General features: G+C 58.8%; 16 protein-coding genes. 14 read left to right on the top strand and 2 right to left on the bottom strand.

Annotated elements, in window-relative coordinates; genetic code table 11:
* The first annotated feature begins 12 nt into the window (after positions 1-12).
* From modB to ADS46_RS18195, 3 genes are read left to right on the top strand one after another with little or no spacing between them, the layout of a single operon-like run.
* The gene (gene modB / locus ADS46_RS18205; protein WP_234346879.1) at positions 13-660 is read left to right on the top strand and encodes a molybdate ABC transporter permease subunit; all 648 of its coding nucleotides are present in this window, start codon (positions 13-15) and stop codon (positions 658-660) included.
* Positions 653-1,759 (top strand): ABC transporter ATP-binding protein, encoded by a 1,107-nt coding sequence (locus ADS46_RS18200; RefSeq protein ID WP_234346878.1) that lies wholly within the window; start codon positions 653-655, stop codon positions 1,757-1,759. Before modB ends, ADS46_RS18200 begins: the two co-directional genes overlap by 8 nt.
* Positions 1,760-1,774: 15 nt before the next feature.
* The gene (locus ADS46_RS18195) at positions 1,775-2,296 is read left to right on the top strand and encodes a DUF192 domain-containing protein (RefSeq protein WP_066322593.1); all 522 of its coding nucleotides are present in this window, start codon (positions 1,775-1,777) and stop codon (positions 2,294-2,296) included.
* Here the strand turns inward: ADS46_RS18195 and ADS46_RS18190 are convergent.
* Positions 2,293-3,153, bottom strand: a complete 861-nt coding sequence (locus ADS46_RS18190) for a DMT family transporter (RefSeq protein WP_066322591.1) — start codon at positions 3,151-3,153, stop codon at positions 2,293-2,295. The two genes, ADS46_RS18195 and ADS46_RS18190, sit on opposite strands and share 4 nt — an antisense overlap.
* A 226-nt stretch (positions 3,154-3,379) precedes the next feature.
* Between ADS46_RS18190 and ADS46_RS18185 the strand changes: the two genes are divergently transcribed.
* The 10 genes from ADS46_RS18185 to ADS46_RS18140 all read left to right on the top strand — a co-directional run bounded on the left by ADS46_RS18185 (position 3,380) and on the right by ADS46_RS18140 (position 15,964).
* Entirely contained in the window at positions 3,380-4,390 is a 1,011-nt protein-coding gene (locus ADS46_RS18185; RefSeq protein ID WP_066322589.1) for a DctP family TRAP transporter solute-binding subunit, read from the top strand.
* 61 nt (positions 4,391-4,451) lie between these two features.
* Entirely contained in the window at positions 4,452-4,931 is a 480-nt protein-coding gene (locus tag ADS46_RS18180) for a TRAP transporter small permease (protein ID WP_066322587.1), read from the top strand.
* Entirely contained in the window at positions 4,921-6,228 is a 1,308-nt protein-coding gene (locus ADS46_RS18175; protein WP_066322585.1) for a TRAP transporter large permease, read from the top strand. Before ADS46_RS18180 ends, ADS46_RS18175 begins: the two co-directional genes overlap by 11 nt.
* Positions 6,229-6,509: 281 nt before the next feature.
* Positions 6,510-7,496, top strand: coding sequence for a TAXI family TRAP transporter solute-binding subunit (locus ADS46_RS18170; RefSeq protein WP_066322583.1), 987 nt, complete (start codon positions 6,510-6,512; stop codon positions 7,494-7,496).
* A gap of 149 nt (positions 7,497-7,645) precedes the next feature.
* Positions 7,646-10,249, top strand: a complete 2,604-nt coding sequence (locus ADS46_RS18165; RefSeq protein WP_066322581.1) for a TRAP transporter permease — start codon at positions 7,646-7,648, stop codon at positions 10,247-10,249.
* Positions 10,250-10,261: 12 nt separating this feature from the next.
* Positions 10,262-10,690, top strand: coding sequence for a universal stress protein (locus ADS46_RS18160; RefSeq protein ID WP_066322579.1), 429 nt, complete (start codon positions 10,262-10,264; stop codon positions 10,688-10,690).
* Positions 10,691-10,705: 15 nt separating this feature from the next.
* Positions 10,706-11,224 carry a molybdopterin-dependent oxidoreductase gene (locus ADS46_RS18155; protein ID WP_066322641.1) on the top strand — a complete coding sequence of 173 codons (519 nt, stop codon included), beginning with the start codon at positions 10,706-10,708 and terminating at the stop codon, positions 11,222-11,224.
* On the top strand, positions 11,214-13,448 hold the full coding sequence (locus ADS46_RS18150; RefSeq protein WP_066322576.1) for a hybrid sensor histidine kinase/response regulator: 2,235 nt from the start codon (positions 11,214-11,216) through the stop codon (positions 13,446-13,448). The genes ADS46_RS18155 and ADS46_RS18150 overlap by 11 nt, the downstream gene beginning before the upstream one ends.
* Positions 13,429-14,592 carry a nitric oxide-sensing protein NosP gene (nosP, locus tag ADS46_RS18145; RefSeq protein ID WP_066322574.1) on the top strand — a complete coding sequence of 388 codons (1,164 nt, stop codon included), beginning with the start codon at positions 13,429-13,431 and terminating at the stop codon, positions 14,590-14,592. Before ADS46_RS18150 ends, nosP begins: the two co-directional genes overlap by 20 nt.
* Entirely contained in the window at positions 14,564-15,964 is a 1,401-nt protein-coding gene (locus ADS46_RS18140; protein WP_066322569.1) for a hybrid sensor histidine kinase/response regulator, read from the top strand. Before nosP ends, ADS46_RS18140 begins: the two co-directional genes overlap by 29 nt.
* Here the strand turns inward: ADS46_RS18140 and ADS46_RS18135 are convergent.
* Positions 15,961-16,650, bottom strand: coding sequence for a response regulator (locus ADS46_RS18135; protein ID WP_066322567.1), 690 nt, complete (start codon positions 16,648-16,650; stop codon positions 15,961-15,963). The genes ADS46_RS18140 and ADS46_RS18135 overlap by 4 nt on opposite strands.
* A 117-nt stretch (positions 16,651-16,767) precedes the next feature.
* Between ADS46_RS18135 and ADS46_RS18130 the strand changes: the two genes are divergently transcribed.
* Positions 16,768-18,288, top strand: a complete 1,521-nt coding sequence (locus ADS46_RS18130) for an aldehyde dehydrogenase family protein (protein WP_066322565.1) — start codon at positions 16,768-16,770, stop codon at positions 18,286-18,288.
* Positions 18,289-18,371: the final 83 nt, after the last annotated feature.

Below are 18,371 nucleotides of genomic sequence, written 5' to 3'. Positions count from 1 at the left end.
TCGGCGCTTTCTGTGTCATTCCGGCTGGCGGCGCTGACGTGTGCTTTTTTGCTGCCGTTAGGAATTTTTCTGGGCCGCTGGTTAGCGAGTGCCCACTTTCGCGGCAAAGGCCTTTGCGAGGCGCTGGTGGCACTGCCGCTGGTGCTGCCGCCAACCGTATTGGGGTTTTATCTGCTGCAGAGTTTTGGCCGCGAAGCGCCGGTCGGCCAGCTGTGGATGTCGCTCACTGGCGGGGGGCTCAACTTCACCTTCAGCGGTATCCTGCTGGCCTCGCTGGTCGCCAACCTGCCCTTTGCCGTGCAGCCGATTCAGCGCGCCTTTGAGAATATCCCCCATAACCTGCGCGAGGCGGCGTGGTGTAGCGGGCTAAGTCCTTGGCAAACGCTGCTGCGCATCGAGTTACCGCTGGTGTGGCCGGGTATCCTGTCCGCCGCCGCGCTGACCTTCGCTCACACCCTGGGCGAGTTTGGCGTCATTCTGATGGTCGGTGGGGCGATAGACGGCGAAACCCGCACGCTGGCGATTGCCATTTATGACCGGGTACAGGCCTTTGACGAGCAGGGGGCGGCCCTGATGGCGGCGTTGCTGTTGGTGGTGTCATTTACCACTCTGGGCGTCGTCTATGGCTTGGCGGGTCGCCGGAGGTGGGCGCGTGGCTAGGTTGATGGTGAGCGCGCAGCAAAGCGGGCCGATTCCGCTAAATGCCGAGTTCAGTTGCCTTCCCGGCGAGCTATTGGCGCTGGTGGGGCCGTCGGGGAGTGGTAAAACCACCTTGCTGCGCGCCATTGCCGGGCTGTATCGCCCTCATCAAGGACTTATTGAGTGTGCCGGACAAACCTGGTTTGACACGCGGGGTAAGCGCTCGCTTTCGCCCCAGCAACGCCGGGTCGGCATGGTGTTTCAGGACTATGCGTTGTTTCCTCACTTGACCGCTTTGGCCAATATTGCGCTGGCATTGCGGCATTTGCCGCCCGCCAGGCGTCGCCCTCAGGCGGAACGATGGCTTGAAACGGTGCGCCTGAAAGGTCTTGAAAACCGCTATCCCAACGAGCTCTCCGGTGGCCAGCGTCAGCGTGTGGCACTGGCTCGTGCGCTGGCTCGCGAGCCTCAGGTTCTGCTGCTCGACGAGCCGTTTTCGGCGGTGGACCAGGTAACCCGGCGACGGCTGCAGCGCGAACTGGCCAGGCTTCGCCAGCAAATCTCGATCCCCATCGTGTTGGTCACCCACGACCTGGAAGAAGCCGCCGCGCTGGCGGATCAAGTCTGTGTGCTGCATAACGGTCGCAGTTTACAACAAGCTTCGCCTGACACCCTGTTCAGAACCCCTGCCTCGCCTAACGTCGCCCGGCTGCTGGATCGGCATAACGTCTTTGAAGGCCAGGTGGTCGAGGTCGGTGGAGAGCGCCGTTTGCGCTGGGGCAACGCTCAACTGGACGTTGCCTCGGGGCTTGACGGGCTTAATATCAATGAGCATGTAGCATGGTACCTGCCACCCTCGGATATCGTGCTCCATCGTCGCGGTCGTCCTTCGCTTGGCGATCGGGAAAACCCTATTGCCGCGACGGTCGATGAGTTGGTCGTGCTAGGCGGCATGACCTCGGTGGCATTGCGCGTTCAACACGGCGATCTGCTACGTTTCGATATTGCCACCCATGCGGCACGACGTAATCAATTGACCCCCGGCGCGGCGGTGCATGTATCGCTATTGGCAGGGGGCATTCACCTGATGCCCGGACACGGCGTTAATAGCGCCCGATAAGACAAGGAAAACATCATGACCATAAACCGCCGGTCGCTGCTGAAAGCATCCATCATACTACCGCTGTCGCTATGGCTACCCGGGGCGTCACTTTGGGCGCAAGCGACGCCGGACGACGCCGAAACGCTGTCGTTGGCGATCCATACCCAGCAAGGCCCGCATCGCCTGGATGTCGAACTGGCCGATACATTGGCTGAACGTCAGCGGGGGTTGATGCAACGCGAGCACCTCCCCGCAAAGCGCGGCATGCTGTTTGTTTTCGACAACGAACGGTCGGCCAATAATGGGTTCTGGATGTATCAAACGCTGATTCCGCTGGACATCGCCTTCATCGACGCCGCAGGGCGCATCGTCGCCATTGATACCATGCAGCCCTGCGAGTCGTCGTCGCCAGGTGACTGCCCCTCGTATGCGCCAGGGGCTGCCTATCATGCGGCGCTTGAGGTCAATGCGGGCTACTTTGCTGAACGGGGAATTGGCGTGGGTGACTGTGTATCGGTACCCGCCCTGACCGGCTTTTGCCAGCCGGAAAATTAAGTTGGCCGGGAGCGAGGGCCGATATTAAGCACAATCAGGGCAATGCCTGCGACCACCAGGCCGCCGCCCGCCAGTTTATGCACACCCAGACTGTCGCCCATCAATAGCGCCCCGAGGCCGACCGCCAAAACCGGTACTAGCAGCGTCATGGGGACCACGCGATTGACCGGGTGGCGGCGTAACAGGGCGTACCAGATGCCGTAAGCAACAATCGATGACATCACGGCGGTGTAAATCATCGCCCCCCAGCCCAACCAGCTCGCCTGCTGGATTGCCTGCCATTGGCCGCTCTCAAACAGCCAAGACCCCAGCCCTACCTGAGGTACCGCAAACAGCGCGACCCAGCCCGCCAACGCCAGCGGCGCAATGGGTGGGCCGCGTTTGATTAACAGCTGCGATACCGCCCAGCCCATGGCACTGCACAAAAGAATCGCCAGGGGGAGAGGCGTCGGTAAGGTGGGGCCACCTGCCAGCACAATGATGCCCGCAAACGAGAGCAGCAGCCCAATAACGCGTTTGGGGCCGAGTTTTTCTTTCAGAAAGATCACCGCCAGCAGCGTGGCAAAGGGCGTGCCCATCTGCACTAAAAGCGCACCCGTACCCGCCTCGGCCTGCTGTAAGCCAATAAACAGCAGGCCAAAATGCAGACTGCCGAAGGTGAAGGAAAGTAATAGCAAAAATGGCAGTTGGGCTCGCGACACAGGATAGAAGGGCACCAGCAGTACAGCGACCAGCGTAAAGCGCAGCGTGGTCAGCAGCAGCGGCGGGAGTTCTGTGACACCGACCTTGATGACGATGATATTCAACGCCCAGACAGTGATGACAAAGAGGCCGAGCAGCAGGTCGCGTAGGGGCACGTTGATGTCCGTTGACAGATGGAGATGCTCGCCATTGTATCAGCTTGGGAGACTGCCAAAATGATAGTGCCGTAAGTCACCGCATTTCCGTCTCCTTCTAGGTGAACGATGCCGACCTTCGGTGTCTTCCTTTTGTGAGTGAAGTGCTTACAATGAAACGGGGCACTGTCAGCGGCGTTGCGCCGTTGAACACGCCACCATAAAAACCGATAAAAAAGGATCTATCATGACGCTGACACGCTCAATGGCTTGCCTGTCTACCGGCTTGGCCGGTGCAATGTTGCTGTCTTTCTCGTTATCTGCCCAGGCGCGCGAACTCTCGGTTTCAACCGTTTTGTCTGACGCTTTCCCTTGGGGGCAGGCGGCGGAGAAGTGGGCAGAACTGGTCGAGGAACGCAGCGATGGCGAACTGACAATGCGGGTGTATCCCAACTCTCAGTTGGTATCCGGCGATCAGACCCGCGAATTCTCGGCCATGCGGTCGGGGCTTATTGACGCCGCCGTCGGCTCGACCATCAACTGGTCGCCGCAGGTGCCCGAGCTCAACCTTTTCTCGTTGCCGTTTTTCATTCCTGATGAAGCTGCGGTGGATGCGGTCACCGGTGGTGAGGCCGGAGAAATGGTGTTTGAAGCGATCGAGTCACGGGGAGTTATTCCGCTGGCCTGGGGGGAAAATGGCTTTCGCCAGGTATCCAATTCACAAGGCCCCATCAGTGAGCCGAGTGATTTGGACGGCTTGAAAATCCGCGTAGTGGGCTCGCCGCTGTTCCAGGATACGTTCTCCGCGCTGGATGCCGACCCGACACAAATGAGCTGGACCGACGCTCAGCCAGCGCTGACCACCGGTGCGGTTGACGGCCAGGAAAATCCGCTCTCTGTATTTGATGTGGCGCGCATTGACCAGGTCGGCCAGGAGCATCTGACGCTCTGGAACTACATGAATGACCCGCTGATTTTTGCCGTCAACCAGCAGGTGTGGCAATCATTGAGTGAAGATCAGCAAACGCTGCTGCGCGAAACCGCGGTTGAAGCCGGCGAGTGGGAAATCGCCATGACCCGTGAACAGGAAAGCGAGCGGCTTGAGGCCATTAAAGAACGCGGCGTGACGGTGACGGAGCTTACCGATGCGCAGTACCAGGCGTTTGTCGACGCAACGCAGTCCGTCTATGAAGAGTGGGCGCCCCGCATTGGCGAAGACCTGGTCGAGGCCGCACAAGCCGCTATCGACGCACGTTAATCATCCTTGACGTTGTGTCTCCCAGTCGTCAAGGCTGGGAGTTTTTTGCTGTGAGGCTGCCATGAAAGGCTTTCCTGATGCGCGACCTGAGCGCTGGCTGGGCGCGCTGGCATTGATCATTATTGCATTGATTAGCCTGGGCAACGTAATCACGCGCTATTTAACCGGCGGGTCGTTTTCCTTCACCGAGGAGTTTTCGGTGTTCCTGCTGGTCGTGCTGACTTTCGCCGGGGCGTCGGTGGCGCTGCGGCGTAACCGCCATATCCGGATCAGCTTTCTGGAACGCGCACTGCCGCTCAAATATCGCCGTGCCCTGATTTTTTTTCAGGCGCTATGTGGTGCCATTGTACTGGGCTTGATCACCTGGTACGGCGGCAAGCTTGCCTGGCAGGAATACCAGTGGGAGTCGCTGTCGCCTGGGCTTGGCCTGCCCCAGTGGTGGTATATCGTCTGGCTGCCGGTGTTGTCTGCCGCCATGCTGTGGCGTTTGCTGGAGCAAACCCGCGATCGTCTGACCGGGAGGTTTGGCGATGACGCCTGATGTGTGGATGATTCTGGCGTTCGCAGGGTTGCTGATCGCGGGCGTGCCGGTGGCGTTTTCGCTAGCGCTTTCGGGCGCGGTGGGGATCCTTATCGGGCTGTCGCCGGATATGCTGGCAACCCTCGGCACCAACACCTACAACAGTATTGCCAAATACCCGCTCATCGCGATTCCGCTGTTTATCTTAACCGGGCTGATTTTCGAGCGTGCCGGTGTCGCGCTGCGCCTGGTGCGCTTTGCCCAGGCGTTGATTGGCCCGCGCCACGGGGGGTTGGCGCTGGTCGCGGTGCTGGTGTGCATGATTATGGGGGGCATGAGCGGTTCTGGTCCCGCAGACGCGGCGGCGGTGGCGATGGTGATGCTGCCGAGCATGACCAAGGCAGGTTACCCAAAGCCGTTTTCCGCCACCTTGATTGCGGCCTCGGCCTCCACCGCGATTCTCATCCCGCCCTCCGTTGCGTTGATTCTCTATTCCATTGTCGTACCGGGTGTCGATCTGCGAGCCTTGTTTGCCGCCGGGTTGTTTCCGGGGGTGCTCGCGGGCCTCGCGCTGTTGCTACCGGCACTGCTGGTAGCCAGACGCTACGGCTGGGAAGGCGGGACACCATTGGAGGGCGCTGAGCGGCTGACGGTAAGAGACACCTTCAGGCAGGCATTGCCCGCCTTATTCGCACCGGTGCTGATCCTGGGCGGGCTGCGCTCTGGGCTCTTTACCCCGACGGAAGCCGCGGTGGTGGCGGTCGCCTACGGCGCCATCGTCGGGCTTTTTCTCACTCGCGAGCTGTCATGGCGGGACTTGTGGGAGTTGTTTGGCGAAGCGGCCATTATTTCAGGCGTGGTGATGCTGATTATCGCTCTGGCGGGTATCTTTGCCTGGGCGGGCACCATGCTAGGCACATTTCGCCATTTGGCGGAGTGGATTATTGGCTTGACCGATAACGGCGTGCTGCTGCTGATTCTGGTGATGCTGGCCGTCCTGGTGGCCGGAATGCTGCTGGATGCGATCTCGATTTATCTGATCATGATGCCGATCCTGATTCCGGTCATGCAGCACTTTGAATGGAACCCCGTGTGGTTCGGCATATTGCTCGCCATGAACATTGCCATCGGGCAGTTCACACCGCCGGTGGCCGTGAATTTGATGGTCACCACGGAGGTGGCCAAAATCCGCCTTGAGCAGACACTGGGCTGGGCCTTGTTGTTCGTGGTGGCCATGGGCTGCGCGTTGGCATTGGTGGCCATATTCCCGAGCATTGCGCTGTGGCTACCACGTGTGCTGGGCTATAACGTTGATTGATATCGATTGGCCTATGCCAAAGCGGAATGACGGTTAACGCTCCCTAAACGGTGAAGATCGCTACACTGGGTTTACAGGTTGGTAAACGAAGTTTGCTGGTTTGATGTATCTGATTTCGCCAACGAGGTTTTTTTTCGCTAAAGTAGTGAAAGCCGACAGAAACTGTCGATGCTGATAACAGATTGTCTTGAAAACGTTTTGGATCCATCAACCTGCACAAATAGAGCGCAGGTGGGGGCCAACGCACAATGCTCATAACATCAAGATAAAGAGGTGTATTCATGAAACGCCATGCATTTTCCACCGCTGCCTTCTCAGGCACGCTACTTGCTGCTACTGCCTTTGCTTCTCCCGCAATGGCACAGGAAGACGAACAATTCATTACCATCGGTACCGGTGGCCAGACCGGGGTTTATTACGTCGTCGGCCAGTCCGTCTGTCGCCTGGTCAACCGCGGCAGCGACGAGCACAACATCCGTTGTAACGCGCCATCGACCGGTGGCTCGGTTGCCAATATTAACGGCATTAAATCCGGCGAGCTGGATATGGGGGTTGCCCAGTCCGACGTTCAGTACCAAGCCTATAACGGTACCGGGAATTTCGAGGGGGATGCGTTTGAGGATCTGCGTGCCGTCTTCCGTATTCATGGTGAGCCGTTGACGCTGCTGGCCCGCGCGGACTCGGGTATCGAAACGCTGGATGACCTCGAAGGCAAGCGCGTTAATATCGGCAACCCGGGCTCAGGTCAGCGCAACACCATGGAAGTGGTGATGGATGCCAAAGGCTGGGACGAAGACACCTTCTCCCTGGTCTCCGAGCTGGATGCCGCCGAGCAGGCTGCTGCACTGTCTGACAACAACATCGATGCCATGGTGTATGTGGTCGGCCACCCGAACGGTTCCATTCAGGAAGCCACCACCACGGTGGATTCACACCTGATCCCGATGAACGACGACGATATTCAGGGCATTGTTGACGAATATCCCTACTACTCCACGTCTGTGATTCCCGGCGGTCTGTATAAAAACAACCCCGACGATGTCGAGACGTTCGGTGTGGCGGCGACGTTCGTGACCTCAGCGGATGCCGACGACGATGTGGTCTACGAAACCGTTAAAGCGGTATTCGACGACTTCGACCGCTTCAAGCGTCTACACCCTGCCTTCGAAAATCTGGATGCCCAGGACATGGTGACGGAAGGCCTGTCTGCACCTCTGCATGATGGCGCCAAGCGCTACTACGTCGAGCAGGGCTGGATCGAAGAGTAAGGTTATCGGTACTGGGTGTTAATCACCGACTGAAAGATGCGCGCGGTCTCTCACGGGGCCGCGCGCTGTGTTTGGAATGTCACCTGGATTGATCCAGGGCTTCTTATTGGCATTCCTCATTGTCATCCAAATTTTTGCAGGGCATGCATATGACAACGGATAACACCAAGACCGGTGGGTCAAATGTTGATCTTGAAGACCTGGTGACTTCTACGGACTCCGGGTCTCGTAAACCGGCCGGAATGCCTGGCAAGCTGCTGGTAGGGATTGCGGCGGTGTGGTCACTTTTTCAACTGTGGATCGCGTCGCCATTGCCTTACATCGTCGGCTTCGGGGTGTTTAACGCGACGCAATCTCGTTCGATTCATTTGGCCTTTGCGCTGTTCTTGGCGTACATGGCATACCCTGCGCTCAAGCGGTCGCCTCGCGATCGTATTCCACTGCAAGACTGGGTGCTGGCGGCGGTGGCCGCATTTTGTGGCGCCTACATGTTCATCTTCTACGAGGGCTTGTCGGAGCGCCCTGGCGCGCCGCTGCTGATCGATGTCGTCGTCGGGGTGGCGGGGATTTTGCTGTTGCTGGAAGCCACACGACGTGCCCTTGGGCCGCCGCTGATGATTGTTGCCTCCGTGTTTTTATTCTATTCGCTGGCCGGGCCCTGGATGCCAGGCATGCTGGCCCACGGTGGTGTCAGTCTTTATGGACTGGTTAACCATCAATGGCTAACTACCCAAGGGGTATTCGGTATTGCGCTGGGGGTGTCCACCAGCTTTGTCTTCCTGTTCGTATTGTTTGGTGCCTTGCTGGATAAAGCGGGCGCCGGTAACTACTTCATTAAAGTCGCGTTTTCGCTGCTTGGGCACTACAAGGGCGGCCCGGCCAAAGCGGCGGTGGTGGCGTCGGGCATGACCGGCTTGATTTCGGGCTCCTCGATTGCCAATACGGTGACCACTGGCACCTTTACCATTCCCATGATGAAACGCGTGGGCTTCTCCTCGGAGAAGGCCGGTGCTGTCGAAGTCGCCTCCTCGGTCAACGGGCAAATCATGCCGCCCGTGATGGGGGCTGCCGCGTTTCTGATGGTCGAGTACGTGGGTATTTCGTATGTCGAAGTCATCAAGCACGCATTTCTGCCCGCGTTGATATCCTATATCGCGCTGATTTATATCGTTCACCTGGAAGCCCTGAAAGCCAATATGCAGGGGCTTGAAAGCAGCAACCCGCCCAAGCCGCTCGTCCGCAAGGTGACGGGCTTTCTGGCCGGCCTGCTGCTGATGATGATCACGGCGTTTGCGGTGTACTACGGCCTGGGCTGGTTGCAACCAGTGCTGGGACCGGCTGCGCCCTGGGTCATCGGTCTGGCGTTGGCGGCGGTTTATGTCGCATTGCTCAAACTGGCCTCGGGCTACCCTGAGCTGGAAGTCGATGACCCCAATGAGCCGGTGGTCAAACTACCGCAAACCCGCCCCACGGTGCTGGTCGGTTTGCAATACATTCTGCCCGTGATCGTATTGGTGTGGTGTTTGATGGTCGAGCGCCTGTCCCCAGGGCTATCCGCTTTTTGGGCCACGGTGTTCATGATCTTTATCATGCTGACCCAGCGCCCGATTACCGCGTATTTTCGTGGCCGCAGCGATATTGCCTCCGACCTGCGTGAAGGCGCTATTGACCTGTGGAACGGACTGGTGACCGGCGCCCGTAACATGATCGGTATCGGCATTGCGACGGCGACGGCGGGTATCATTGTCGGTGCGGTTTCCCAGACAGGGGTCGGACTGGTGTTGGCCGATGTGGTCGAAACCCTGGCAATGGGCAACCTGTTGCTGATTTTGCTGTTTACCGCGGTACTCAGCTTGATCCTCGGCATGGGGCTGCCGACCACTGCCAACTACATCGTGGTATCGGCCCTGCTGGCGCCAGTGATTATTCAATTGGGGGCTCAAAATGGCCTGCTGGTACCACTGATTGCCGTGCACCTGTTTGTGTTTTATTTCGGCATCATGGCGGACGTCACGCCACCGGTGGGGCTTGCCTCGTTTGCGGCGGCTGCCGTGTCCGGGGGCGACCCGATTCGCACCGGTTTCCAGGCGTTTTACTACAGTCTGCGCACCGCAGCGCTTCCCTTTCTGTTCATCTTCAACACCGACCTGCTCTTGATTGACGTGACGCCGCTGCAAGGGATATTGATCTTTGTGGTGGCGACCGTGGCGATGCTGATTTTTGCTGCCGCGACTCAAGGCTTCATGATTACGCGTAACCGCTGGTATGAGTCGGTTCTGTTGCTCGTGGTGGCCTTTGCGCTTTTCCGTCCGGGCTTTTTCATGGACATGATTCACGATCCTTATCGGTCTACCGAGCCCACCGAGTTCGTTGAAACCCTGGGTAATGTCGATGAGGGATCGTCGCTAAGAGTCCAGATTAGTGGTCAGGATGATTATGGCGATCCCTTGACCACCTATATTCTGGTGCCGGTGCCGGAAGGTGATAGTGGGCAGGAGCGCCTGGATAATCTGGGACTGATGCTGTTGACAGAAAACGATGAAGCCATCGTCGATATGGTGACCTACGGCAGTGATGCGGCAGACCTGGGCTTTGATTTCGATCAGGAAATCGTCGAAGTGCTGGCACCGGTGGACCGCTGGACAAAAGAGTGGATCTGGATACCCGCTCTCGCCATGTTCGCTCTGATCGTCATGCTACAGCGCCGTCGGCGGGACGCCGAGGGTCGCACTACCAAGGCCAATGCCGCGTGAGGAGGGGCTGTCATGTACCACAAAATTTTACTGCCCGTTGATCTCAATGAAGAAAGTTCATGGAGCAAGGCGTTGCCCACGGCCATCGAGCTGTGCCAGACGTTTGACGCGTCGCTACACGTGGTGACGGTGCTGCCGGACTTTAAGATGCCCATGGTGGGGGCGTATTTTCCTAAAGACTTCTCCAAGAAGGCGCATGAGGCCGTCAAGGACGCCCAACATGCTTTTATAGAGCAGCACGTGCCTGAAACCATCAATACCCAAAGCGTGATTGTCGACGGTTCACCGTGGGAGGCGATCATCAAGGTCGGTAAACAGCTGGATATCGACCTGATCGTCATGGCCTCGCATACCAAGCGCAAGTTTGTCGATTACGTACTTGGGCCCAACGCCGAGCATGTGGTACATCATGCCAAGATGTCGGTCATGATTGTCCGCTAGTTGCCCGAAGGGGATATCGCAGTGAAGGCATTTTTATTGAGAGCCGTCCTGCTGGCGTTCAGCATTCCGCTGGCGGGGGTCGCGTCCACGTCAGTTGAAAGCCATTCGCCGACGGGGCCGGTGATTCTGAAAGTTGTGGGTGATATTGCCCACACAAATGTCGATGACGAAGCGCATTTCGATCGCAAGATGCTGGAGCAACTGCCGCAGCATGATTTTGCCACGACCACGCCCTGGACCGACAGCCGGAATCATTATGAAGGCCCGCTGATGCGCGACTTGCTGGCGCACTTGGGCGTGGAGGAGGGCAACGTCAATGTACTGGCGCTGAATGGCTACGAGGCTGAAATTCCGGTCAGTGATTTTTATGACTACGATGTCATTCTGGCACTCAAACGCGATGGTGAGGCGATTCCAGTCCGAGAATACGGCCCGCTTTGGGTCCTGTATCCCTTTGATCAGGATGACGCCCTGCTGAGTGAGAAAATGCGCTTTCGAGCCGTCTGGCAGGTGATGCTGATTAATGTCCTCTAGCGTTCCCTTGACGCATTATCCTCGTTTGCTGCGCTACCCTTGGCGCTTCAAACTGGTTGCCATGGCCGCGGTAGTGCTGTTTGCGGCAGCCCTGGTCGTGGCGACAATCGCCGCCTGGCGGCAGGATAACCTGACCCAAACACTGCGTGAAGACACTTCCTGGGTGGTTTATAAGCTGGACCGCGATGCGGTCCAGTTGCTTAATCAGCTACTCAACGCAACCCGGGGGCCGATAGCGCCGAGTGCTCAGGATGAATTGGAACTGGGATTTGAGCTGCTCTATAGCCGCCTTACCTTGCTCAATGAAGGGGAAGTCAGCGAGTTGCTCAACCGCATTGAGCCTGCGCGCCAGCTACTCGATGATATCCAGCAGCAGCTTGACACTCTCGACCCGATGTTCGAGCCCCACGAAACTCTCGAGCAGATGCCGATCACCGCGTTGGAAACCGAGCTGCAAGCGCTGACTCGGCTCACCGAACGGCTGGTGATCACCATCAATGGTTATCTGGCAGAGTCTGCCACGGAAGAGCGCGCCCAGCTTAGCCTGCTGTACAAGCTGTTGATGAGCCTGATTATGGCAATGAGCCTGGCGGCATTGCTGGTGGTGGTCTTTCTGGTGCGGGAAATGCGCGAGAGCGCCGCTGCACGGCGAGACCAGGAAGCGATGAGCCGCCAATTGGAAGTCACCGCCGAGCAGGCCCAGGCAGCCAATCAGGCGAAATCCGACTTCCTCGCCATGGTGAGTCATGAAATTCGCACGCCGCTCAATGGCGTCATCGGAATGAGCGAATTGTTGCGTGAGCCCGCCAATCGGAGGCAGGTCGAAGATTACGCCAATACGATCTATGACAGTGCCAATCAGTTATTGGCGATGATCAATGAAATTTTGGACTTTTCCAAAATTGAAGCCGGTCATCTTCGTCTTGAGACGGCAGCCACTGCGGTCAAGCCGCTGGTGGAAAGCGTCGTGGCGCTGTTCAAGCCAAGGGCTGAAGCCAAAGGGCTGATGCTCACGACCGAGGTGGATGAACAGGTGCCTACCTGGGTAATGGTGGATGCCGGTCGTCTTCGGCAAATTCTGCTCAACCTGCTGGCCAACGCCATCAAGTTCACCGATGACGGGGCGGTCTCTGTGCGGGTCTCGGCCACGGCTGACCACTTACACTTCGACGTCAGTGATACGGGCTGCGGCCTGAGCGATGTACAACAACAGCGTCTTTTCGAGCCTTTCCAGCAGGCCGATGCATCGGTCGCCCGGCGTTTTGGCGGCACCGGCCTGGGGCTGGCCATTTCCAAGCGGTTAAGCGACGCCATGGGGGGGCAGTTGAGTGTTGATAGTCAGCCGGGTGAGGGCAGCACCTTCCGCTGCCAACTACCCCTGGAGGAAGCGACGCCCCAGCAGCGCACGGAGCTGCCAGCCCCTTCGGCCCAGCCACATTTCGCCGGTACGTCACTCCTACTGGTGGAAGACAACGCTATCAACCGCAAAGTCGCCACTGAATTGCTGGCGCGTCTGGGCTGCGATGTGGTCTGTGCTGAAAGTGGCCATGATGCGCTGGCCATGGTGGCGGCTCAGCGTTTCCACCTGATTTTTATGGATATTCAGCTCCCCGATATGGATGGCCTGGCTGTCACCCGCAAGCTGCGTGCACAGGGCGGTTGGCTGGTCGAGGTGCCCATCGTGGCCATGACCGCCGGTGGTGTTGAGGACGACCGGCAGCGTTGCCTGCAGGCGGGCATGAACGACTACATCACCAAGCCGCTATCAACGAATGCGTTGAGCAACGTTCTCGCGTTTCAGTTGGGTGAGGCTACGGACGCTTCTCTGCAATCCACAGCGTCTTCAAGCGATGACACCCTGCTCAATGGGGACACCTTGGCCAGCCTTTCCAGTAACCTTGACGGGGAGCATCTGCGCGAGCTTATTGCCCTGTACCACCGGCAAGTCGAGGATTATCTGGCACAGTTTACGGCTTACCTCGAGTTTGACACCTTGTCCGACGAGCACACCCGACAGGTTGCACGTCTGGCCCATCAACTGCGCGGTGAAGCGCTGAGTATCGGGGCGCAGCAGGTGGCGAAGCACGCCAAGCGGCTCGAGATATTGGTCGCCAAGACGACGGCTACCGACGAGCTGAATCACGCCCTGGGTGAGCTGCGTCAGACCGCCGCGCGTACGCATTTGGCGTTGGAGAAATGGCAGCGTGACGACTTCTCTCGCTAACCACGGCACTGTGGTGGTCGCCAGCCGATCGGCAAATGCCGAGCAGGCAGTGCAAGCATTGGCCGAGGGCCTCAGCCATGCCGATCTTGGCGGCGTCATTTTTTTCTGCAGTGCCGAGTATGATCTGGATCGGTTATCGGCCGCGCTGGACCGCGCTTTTCCGACGGTCCCGGTCAGTGGCTGCACCACAGCAGGCGAGATTACCCCCGAGGGGTATGATCGCGGCAGCATTGTAGCGATTGGCTTTGATCATCGGGTATTTGCCATGGAAGCGTCGCTGGTCGACGATCTGGACCGTTTCGCGCTGAGTGACGCCCAGCCGCTGGTCGATGACTTGACCGAGCGCTGCCGTCGCCGGGCGCTGGCACCGGTGAACGAGCACAGTTTTGCGCTGACCTTGCTGGACGGGCTTTCAAGCCGTGAGGAGCAGGTGCTGGCGACCCTGGACGCAGCCCTGGGGCGTATACCCAGCTTCGGCGGCTCCGCCGGTGACGATAACCACCTGGCCCACACCCATGTATATGCCAACGGGCGCTTTCACAGCCGTGCCGCCGTGGTCGTCATGATCAATACGTGCCTACCGTTTGAAGTGTTCTCGACCCATCATCTGTTGCCGTTGGCGCATAAGCTGGTCGTGACCGAAGCGGACCGCGATCGCCGCCGCGTGGTGGAGCTGAACGGCCTTCCTGCGGCCAGTGTCTACGCTGACTTGGTCGGCGTCTCGCTAGATGCCCTCGTGCCCGAGGTATTTGCACGGCACCCCCTCGCGGTACAACTTGGGGGACAGCATTTCGTGCGCTCGATTCAGCGCGTGAACGACGACGGTAGCCTAAACTTTTACTGTGCGGTGGAAAACGGCATTGTCCTGACGGCAATGCAGCCTGCTCCGTTACTGGATGATCTCAATCGCATGCTTGACGGGGTGACGGCGCGGTTGGGGCCACCGTCGCTGATGATTGGCTGCGACTGCTTCTTACGCCGCATGGAGCTGGAAGCGGTCGACCATCTTGAGCAGGCCTCGGCACTGCTGCGCCGCTCGCGGGTGGTAGGGTTTAACACCTACGGTGAGCAGCACCACGGCATGCATGTCAATCAAACCTTTACAGGAGTGGCACTTGGCACTCTTCCAACTCTCGACGGGTGACGACACGACACTCAGCCCCGAGGCTTTACGCGAAGAAAATCGCCGTCTGCGCAAAGTGTGTCAGGCGTTGATGAGCCGTGTGGAATCAGGCAGCGGTGCCGATGGCGCGCCTTACGCGGCTTTTGAGCGCTCCGTTCTGCTGGCCGAACAGGTCAAGGAACGCACTGATGCGCTACACCGTGCCCTGGATGAGCTGGGGCAGGCCAACGCCCGTCTACAGGCGGCAAAAGCCGATGCTGACGCCGCCAACCTGTCGAAAACCAAGTTTCTCGCGGCCGTCAGTCACGACCTGCTGCAGCCGCTTAACGCCGCCCGGCTGTTTGTCAGTGCCCTGGAAGCTCATTCCTTGCCCGAGGCATCGACGACGCTGGTCGGCCATGTGGGGCGCTCGTTGAAAGATGTCGAAGGGCTGCTGGGCACGCTGGTGGATATTTCGCGTCTGGATGCGGGGGTGCTGCACGCCGACAAGGCACCCTTTGCGGTCAGCACTCTGCTGGATGCCTTGGCGGAGGAGTACCGTCAGGTGGCGGCCGTGCGTGGCTTGAGCCTGCATTACGTGCCGTCGCATGTCATGGTGGAGTCAGACCTGGCGCTGCTGGCAAGGGTGATCCGTAACTTCTTGAGCAACGCCGTGCGATATACCGAGCAAGGCCACGTGCTGTTGGGTTGCCGCCGCCGCCCAGAAGGGGTGGAGATCATGGTCGGTGATACCGGCCCAGGGATTGCCGAACAGCAGCGCGAAGCGATCTTCCTCGAGTTTCAGCGCTCCCCGGATGCCCAGCGCCATCACAGCCGAGGGCTGGGCCTCGGTTTGGCTATTGTCGACCGCATCAGCACCATGCTGGAGCAGCCGGTAACGCTGGCCTCTCGGTCCGGGCATGGCTCGCTGTTTTCAATCACCGTGCCGTATGCGTCTTCCCATGCCGCTTCGTCCCGACGTAGTGCTGAGCCGAGAGGGGCAGTGGCAGACGATGACCCCGGGTCGCCGCTTGCTGAGTGCGTGGTGTGGGTCATCGATGACGATGAGGCGATTATCGATGGCATGCAGGCGCTGCTGGGGAGCTGGGGCTGCCGGGTTAGGGCGGCGGCCACGGCCAGTGCGCTTGAGGCCACCAGTGACGGCGAGACCCCTGACGTCTTGCTGGTTGATTATCATCTTGGCGATCACCGGGAAACAGGCTTGGCGCTGGCAGCGCGCCTGCGCCGTCGCTATCCAGGCTTGGCAGCGGTAGTGATTACCGCCAACCATGATGCGCAACTCAGCCGTTCCGCCCGCGAGGCGGGCATGCACTGCTTGTTGAAACCGTTAAAGCCGATGCGCCTGAGGATGCTGCTGGTCAGCCTGCTAACACCACAGGGCAGCCAGGGTTAGCGCGTCGTGCGGCTGGCCAAGTAAAGCGGCAGGTTTGCCTCGCCTGCCATCACGATGGCATGGACGCGGCTGGTGGCTTCCAGCTTGCGCAAGATCGCCGAGACGTGGGTTTTGACGGTCGTCTCGGCAATGCTTAGTTCGCGGGCGATCAGCTTGTTCGACATGCCCTGGGTCATGCAGCTCAACACCGCAAGCTGTTTGTCGGTCAATCGGTCGAGCTTGTCACCTGCCGGGTGCTCGGTGGCTGCCGATGGCCTGGATTCGGCCAAGGGCCTTGCTGAGGGAGGACGGCGCATGACATCGGAAGGCAGATAGAGTTGCCCTTCGAGAATCTGGGTGAGCGCACTAATCATGGCCTCTCTAGGGGTTGATTTGGGGATGTAACCCACAGCGCCCAGGCTGATCGCATCCAGTACTAGCTGACGCTCCTGATGCGCCGAAATAATCGCCACCGGTAGCCAGGGAAACGCCTCGCGCAGGTGGGTCAGGCCGTCGAGGCCTTCCGCATCGGGCAAGCTCAGGTCGAGCAGCAGCAAGTCCAGGCCGTCGTGCTCGCTAATCAGCGAGATGGCGGCGGCTAGGCTATCGGCTTCCAACAGTTGGCTATGCGGCAAGCCGCTGTTGACCACCACCTGCAGCGCGTCGCGAAACAGCGGATGATCGTCTGCCACCAATAACGAATACATGGCGTCTCCTACCAAGGGATGAGGGCGCATCCTGCCAACGGGGTATATCGCGTTGCGCCCGTCTGACCAACACTGCATGAGCAACCTTTAATAATCATAATACGCAGGAGCTCAATAATGATATACGCCAATCCTGGTGATGCTGGTTCACTGGTATCATTCGAAAAACGCTACGGCAATTACATCGGCGGCGAGTTTGTCCCCCCGGTGAAGGGCCAATACTTCGATAACGTCAGCCCGGTTAACGGCCAGGTGTTTTGCGAAATTCCCCGCTCAAGTGCCGAGGATATCGACAAGGCCCTGGACGCAGCCCACAGCGCAGCACCTGCCTGGGGCAAAACGTCGGCACAAGAGCGCAGCAATATTCTGCTCAAGATCGCCGACCGCATCGAACAAAACCTGGAAATGCTGGCCGTTGCCGAAACCTGGGATAACGGCAAGGCGGTGCGCGAAACCCTGAACGCTGACCTCCCGCTTGCCGTTGACCACTTCCGCTACTTTGCTGGCTGCATACGCTCCCAGGAAGGCACGGCGGCAGATATTGACGGCAACACGGTGGCCTACCACTTCCATGAACCGCTGGGCGTGGTGGGGCAGATTATCCCCTGGAATTTCCCGATTCTGATGGCTACCTGGAAGCTGGCGCCTGCGCTGGCGGCGGGTAACTGTGTGGTGCTCAAGCCTGCTGAGCAGACGCCAGCGTCGATTTTGAAAGTGATGGAAGTGATTGGTGATCTACTGCCGCCTGGCGTGCTGAATATCGTCAATGGCTTCGGTGCCGAGGCGGGTCAGGCACTGGCGAGCAGCAAGCGTATCGCCAAAATCGCCTTTACCGGCTCCACCCCGGTCGGCTCGCATATCCTGAAGTGCGCAGCTGAGAACATCATTCCCTCCACGGTCGAGCTGGGCGGCAAATCCCCCAATATCTACTTCGCCGATATCATGAACGCCGAACCGACGTTCATTGATAAAGCGGTCGAAGGCCTGGTGCTGGCGTTCTTTAACCAGGGCGAGGTGTGTACCTGCCCCTCTCGTGCGCTGATCCAGGAAAGCATGTACGACGAGTTCATGGCCAAGGTCATCGAGCGTACGCAGACCATCAAGCGTGGTAACCCGCTGGATACCGACGTACAGGTAGGCGCGCAGGCGTCTCAGGAACAGTTCGACAAGATCATGTCGTACATGGATATTGCCCGCGACGAAGGCGCCGAGTTCCTCACGGGGGGTAACAAAGAGACCCTGGACGACAGCATCAACAGCGGTTACTACATTCAGCCCACGCTGCTGAAGGGTAATAATCAGATGCGTGTCTTCCAGGAAGAGATCTTTGGCCCGGTGGTAGCGGTCACCACCTTCAAGGACGAAGAAGAGGCGCTGGCGATTGCCAACGACACCGAGTTTGGTTTGGGCGCCGGCGTGTGGAGCCGCGACATGAACGTCGCCTTCCGCATGGGCCGGGGCATTCAGGCCGGGCGTGTCTGGACCAACTGCTACCACCAGTACCCCGCCCACGCGGCCTTTGGTGGCTACAAGAAATCCGGCGTTGGTCGCGAAACCCACAAGATGGCACTCGAACACTATCAGCAGACCAAAAACCTGCTGGTCAGTTACGACATCAATCCGCTGGGCTTCTTCTAAGGCCTAGCGATTTATAACATGTCAGCATAAGCATCCCGGCCATGTGTGCAATGCATGGATTGCCGGGATGCTTTTTTGTTGTC

Source organism: Halomonas sp. G11 (assembly GCF_001663515.1).
In the GTDB taxonomy this organism is placed as follows: domain Bacteria; phylum Pseudomonadota; class Gammaproteobacteria; order Pseudomonadales; family Halomonadaceae; genus Vreelandella.
Note: the sequence above shows the minus strand (reverse complement) of the source record. Positions and strands in the feature narration are given on the sequence as shown.